Genomic DNA, 5,602 nt, shown 5'->3' with positions numbered 1-5,602 from the left:
TGGTAGCAGGTTTAGCATGTCCAAGTTCATCCTGGATAAATCATAAGTGGGGCAAGGATGGGTAGTTGGATAAATAAATGTTTCATTTCAACTATTTTACTATGATCTTGCATTGAAATAGTTAGAACGGGTTTTCGTTTCCTAATCCCCGTCGAACTTTAATCGGAAAATCACTTCGTTTACAAACATAGCCTATAATATTTGCAGCAAGAGTTTTCGCTAAGGTTAGCTCAGAAATCAGTAAATTAGCCACCTCTGCAGGAACGGCCATTAGTAAACCACCGGAGGTTTGGGCATCAAATAGAACCATTTGTTCGAGTAAGGTTATTTTTTCTTCCCAATGGACTTGATCACCTAAATAGCGAGCATTTGAATGGGTCCCGCTGGAGACTCCCCCATATTTAAGAATATCCCAAACTTGGGGTAAAATCGGTAACTTGTCATAGTCAAGCATCACGGATAAATCCGGATTTAACATTTCACTGAGATGGCCCAAAAGACCGAACCCCGATACGTCCGTACAGGCATGAACCGGAAACGTCTGCATAACTTGGGCCGCCTTCAGGTTAAGTTCCAACATGACTGCAGTTAGGGCTGCTTCTACCTCGTCTCCCACAATCCCAGAATCAATCCCTGTAGCCAATATCCCAGTGCCTAGAGGTTTTGTCAAGATTAGCGCATCCCCAACAAGGGCACCACTTTTGCGGATTAACTTTTGTGGATGAACGAGTCCTGTTACCGAAAGGCCATACTTTGGTGAAGCATCATCCACAGAATGCCCACCGACAATGGAAAACCCAGCTTCCGCAGCTTTCGCAGCACCACCGGCTAAAATGGCTCCTAAAGTTTCCATGGGCATCGTTTTGATTGGAAAGCTGACGATATTCAGAGCGAATATCGGTTTGGCTCCCATAGCATAAATATCGCTGATCGCATTGGCAGCTGCAATGGCGCCAAATGAAAAAGGGTCATCAACGACTGGAGTAATGAAATCCAGAGTTTGAACAATTGCGAGATTTTCATTAATACTATAAGTTGCAGCGTCATCATCCAGTCCGGACAGCAAACCCGGAACGTTCTGCTTCGGTAAATAGGATAAAAGAATGCTTAGGTCCTCCGGACCTATTTTACAAGCTCAGCCAGATCCAGGAGAATAATTGGTTAAACGAATTGAACGGTTAAGATCAGCCAATTGCCTTGCCTCCTTATCTGTTTTAGCGTATCATATTTCATATATAATTGAAATGCAACTTAGTTATAATCCCTATGCGAAAGGAGTATAGCGTGGACATTCAGCACTTAAGAGCCTTTTATGAAGTTGCGCGCTGGCGAAGTTTTTCTAAGGCTGCCAAAGAACTTTATCTTAGCCAACCTGCGGTCTCCCGCCAGATATCTTCTTTGGAAGCAGAAATTGGATTACCGCTATTTGTACGTATGGCGAATCATATCTCCCTCACCGAAGCAGGTCGAAAACTCTTGGCGTATGCTGAAGAAATCATTCGAACTCTAGAGCAAGCAAATCGAACCATTCAAGACCTTCGAGATTTGCGTCAGGGAACGGTTACGGTAGCGGCAGACAGTTATTTAAGCAACTACTTCTTGCCTCGCTTCGCGGGGGAGTTCCACCGTCGTTATCCGAGTTTACAACTTCAGATTCGTACTCATGCTCATGGTGATTTATATAATCTTCTAGCAGGCGGAGAGATTGACCTCGCCTTCTTCTGCGGGATGGAACCATCAGATAATTTACCACTGACACTTGAACCACTATACCAAGAACGACTATTCTTAGTCACGTCTGCGAAATCCACCTTAAGATCTATCTTGAAAACAACGGACGTATCCGATGTCGTGACGTTACAAAATAAACGGGAAATTCCAGAAATCAATTGTTTTGCTAATAGCCTTAGAATCGCTGAACTAATCGCTGAATATTCTCCCTTTCTCTTTCCTCCTTCAACTTACGCATTCTCTAAATATAGGGACTTCCTTCCGGAGGGGGGTTCTGCTGATGATGCTCCAGTAACTGTCGATTCATTAGAAGGAATTAAAACTCTTCTCCTAAATGGTTCTGGTTGTAGTATTTTACCGGAAAGTTTTATAAAGCTGGAATTAGAGCTGGGAGTTCTGCAAGGGGTTCCCCTGAATTGTACTTACCCAGTAATTTTAACATACCCTAAAGATTTTCGGTTACCCCATCCGGCCCTTTTATTTATTGGAGTCACTCACAAATTAATAAATAAGTAAGCATAGGTAAGTGCTTTTGTTTATGAATTCGTGAGTGTGTTAAATCATGGGTATTTCATACAAAATCTAAGATTTTTATATAAGTGGAATTTTTTGGGCGGCCCCTTAATAGTAACTTATCCACAAAACAAAAAGGCTTACTGCAAAATGTCAGTAAGCCTTTTTAAGTCTCTAAATCCAGTAATTGACTCTTATAATATCACTTTTATGGGTTTCTACAAAAGTACTAATTGAATCCATTAAACTACCTCCTTTAACGTAAAATTATCCATAGATGTCGTTTGCCCTTATTAGGACAAAATTTTATACATGACCGTACTAGCCAGGATTAGCAGACTACTTCGGCAACGACCTGCTGGATCGTTAGAGTAAACATTAATGGATCGTGCTTAAAGACTAGCATGAATGAAACGATAATACCAATGCATAGTTGGCATAGATTTTATGCGTTTAAGTTATGGGTAAAGGCGGGGATAATTCTCGAAAAACTCTTAATTGGAGGAATATCCACTTGTATATACCTTGCTTGCATAACGTCTATAATAACAATGCATAACCATTATGACGTGGGCTGTGGTAACATATCAATAAGCGAGAAGGACGTTTAAAACTTAAAACCGAGCAAAGATGTCATATTGCCTAACTATGACGTTGGAATTGCTAATTGAGCTATATGTGTTAGAGATCAATTACTTTTTTTAGCGATTATAATTTAAAAGTGGAGGAGAGATATTGATTATGAAACTTGGAATTATTCTGGAAACAAAAGAGTTTGAAAAAGCCTGGAATGCCTTCAGATTTGCAAACACTGCCTTAAAGAATGGCCATGAAGTTCAAGTATTCCTAATGGGGGAAGCAGTAGAATGTGAGAACCATACTCACGAGAAGTTTGATGTGGCTGGACAGATTAAGACATATTCAGAAGCCGGTGGAGAAATATTGGCGTGTGGAACTTGTCTAAAGGCACGTAACCTTGGCGGCACAGATGTTTGTCCCCTTTCAACAATGGTTGACTGTCTTGAGATGGTTGAGTGGGCGGATAAGGTAGTGACTTTTTAGATCTCAAAGCCAAAATCGTACTAGGATTTGCATCTCAATGATGGTTAGGGAGGATGTATATTGAAATTTTCACCATTTAATTTCCAGGCGCCCTTAGCTGCTGGGGGTATTACACTCATGGCCTTCAGCTATCTTCAGTTTGCAGTGCCTCATGGAGAAGGATTAATTAAGCTATCCGATATCCCTTGGGCAAGTTTAACAACAATTCAAACTAGCTTGTATGTTCCTTTAATCGGGATTATGTTGGTATTCACTATTATAAACTTACTTTCGATTGTGGTTTTTTCAAAAGACCTCATTCAATGGCTTGCCACTAAGCAAGAGTACCAAGAGTTCATGAGTGGCCCACCATCAAGGATTACAGGCATTTTTGTACCTATTGCCTCATTATCTATGACTATGAATGTGATTTTAGCTCCGTTAGCTTTTTTTGTTCCGCAATTATCGGCTAATATCCAAGTATTGATGTTGCCTGGCTTAATCATGTTTGGATTTCTTTTGTTGATGCTTTTAAAACTTGAATTTACGGTTCTTAAAAGCTGGTTAAGCCAGCCGGTGGATGTCACTAAATTAAATTTCGTCTGGCTGCTTGATGTTTTTGCATTTGGTTTAGTGAATTTAACCGGAGCAGGAATAGCCTCCATGGCCAGCAACCGAGAGATTGCATCGATAGCAGCTGTTGCATCCTTGTTAGCCTTAAGTATAGGCTCTTTCTTACTTGTAATTAAACTCACTTATTTGATTTACCAACAGCTAAAATCCAGCAAATTACCGGATAATCAAATACAACCTGCGTTTTTTTTAGTAGTTCCAATTACTTGTCTGTATGGAATAAGTTATTACAAAATCATGCTCTACTTGCAAACGTGGTTTTCGTTTGATATTAAAGTAGCATCGTTCTTTTTTATCACATTTTCTTACGTCATAGCCATTGGTTGGGCTATATTTACAGTATATTTAATCATTGATTACTTTAAAAAATATTTTTATAAAAGTGACTATTTCCCAACTCAGTGGGCTATGGTTTGAGCGTTAGTTGGCTCCCAAGTTTTGGGGGTTTACGTATTCGAAAATTATTATCCTAGTGCCCTACTTTCGATTGTGAATTATGCAAGTATAATGTTGGCATCAATTATTTACAGCTTTGTTTTTGTCAAATTTTATCAAGCAAATAAGTAAATTGCTTAAATTAGATTCTGCTCAAAAATTGAAACCCCATTGTTTGACAGAACGTCAAATTGGAAGTTCTATAAAAGTGCAGAAGACACTAGCCCTCGGTCTCTTATCCATCAGAGAACGAGGGCTGTGTCTTCTTTTAGCGTATAATTGACAGCGAACTGACCTAGAGGAGGGTAGAAATTATGACTGCAAAGATGAACTTATAATCTCATTGAAACCAGCGTTATGCGATTTAGTGTCGAAATCAGGCGATCATCTAATACTGCCAATTTTGAATACAGACAATAATGAACGAGAGGCCGATCGTTGTCAGATTACCAATTTTCTCATTGCAAATGACCAATGTTCAGTCTTAGTCGCATCGTTTTCGGAACCAGAATCGAGAAGGGTACTAGATATGTATAAGGGCTTTTGGGTTTCGGCCAACGAATTTTCCGATTCGATCAGGCTTAGTTATAGGATAATACCCAAAGAAAGCATAAAAAAAGGATTAGAAACGATGAATGGTAGCATTTCTTGAGGACAGATATTATTGTTTATTTAATAAACTCGCCCTTATCTCGGATAGGTTCACAAGTATTGAAGGCTACCACCATTCTTTAGAGGTGATAGCCTTCAATACTTGTATCTATTTAGAAGATAACGCCTAAAGCGATAAGAATCAAAATAGCAATAGCGATGATTCCAACTCCGATCCCTGCACCAACACCGCCATAAGCAGCAACTGGGGCAACGGCCTGAGGACAATATGCTCCGCTCATTCCACCATTCCTTACTGCGTATCTCCGCCGGGACGAACTTGCCTGCTCCACGTCTCATCCTTAAGCCACACATTCAAAAGATCATATATTTTATTCTTATAAGTGATATACGTCTCCTTGTCATTGGGGGCGATTTGGAGCAGCTCATGCTTTACTTCCTTAATGGTTTTATCCAGGTTTTCACAGAGGAAGGCGATATGGTTGGCCCTGACCTTGAGCGAGGTATTAATGAAGTTCGTTTTCATCCTCTCATAGCCCTTGGCGGATGAGCTTTGTTGGAGCGATTCCGGCGAATCCTTCAGCTGCCTGGCCGTTTTATCGAGATCCGCTTTGGACGTCTTGACGTTCTCCAATTG

Annotated in this window: 5 protein-coding genes and 1 pseudogene; 3 read left to right on the top strand and 3 right to left on the bottom strand. The window is 40.3% G+C overall.

Going from position 1 to position 5,602, the window contains the following annotated elements:
• Window positions 1-121 precede the first annotated feature (121 nt).
• Entirely contained in the window at window positions 122-1,126 is a 1,005-nt protein-coding gene (selD, locus tag JL57_RS08210) for a selenide, water dikinase SelD (protein ID WP_291299845.1), read from the bottom strand.
• Between the two features lie 158 nt (window positions 1,127-1,284).
• Here selD and JL57_RS33870 point away from each other — a divergent pair, with 158 nt between their 5' ends.
• The 3 genes from JL57_RS33870 to JL57_RS08195 all read left to right on the top strand — a co-directional run bounded on the left by JL57_RS33870 (window position 1,285) and on the right by JL57_RS08195 (window position 4,335).
• Window positions 1,285-2,247 carry a LysR family transcriptional regulator gene (locus JL57_RS33870; protein ID WP_291299844.1) on the top strand — a complete coding sequence of 321 codons (963 nt, stop codon included), beginning with the start codon at window positions 1,285-1,287 and terminating at the stop codon, window positions 2,245-2,247.
• Between the two features lie 738 nt (window positions 2,248-2,985).
• Complete coding sequence (locus JL57_RS08200) at window positions 2,986-3,306, top strand: DsrE/DsrF/TusD sulfur relay family protein (RefSeq protein WP_034141570.1); 321 nt, start codon at window positions 2,986-2,988, stop codon at window positions 3,304-3,306.
• A gap of 60 nt (window positions 3,307-3,366) precedes the next feature.
• Window positions 3,367-4,335, top strand: a complete 969-nt coding sequence (locus JL57_RS08195) for a selenoprotein TsoY (RefSeq protein ID WP_034141569.1) — start codon at window positions 3,367-3,369, stop codon at window positions 4,333-4,335.
• Between the two features lie 782 nt (window positions 4,336-5,117).
• Here the strand turns inward: JL57_RS08195 and JL57_RS33865 are convergent.
• Both JL57_RS33865 and JL57_RS08190 read right to left on the bottom strand, forming a co-directional pair.
• A complete protein-coding gene (locus JL57_RS33865) occupies window positions 5,118-5,246 on the bottom strand; it encodes a hypothetical protein (RefSeq protein WP_291299843.1) in 129 nt (42 codons plus the stop codon).
• A gap of 11 nt (window positions 5,247-5,257) precedes the next feature.
• A pseudogene (locus JL57_RS08190) lies at window positions 5,258-5,602 on the bottom strand (preprotein translocase subunit SecA); the annotation flags it as partial.

The sequence above is a fragment of the Desulfosporosinus sp. BICA1-9 genome (assembly GCF_000802135.1).
The sequence above is the reverse complement of the archived record's forward strand: the minus strand, read 5'-3'. Positions and strand labels throughout refer to the sequence as shown.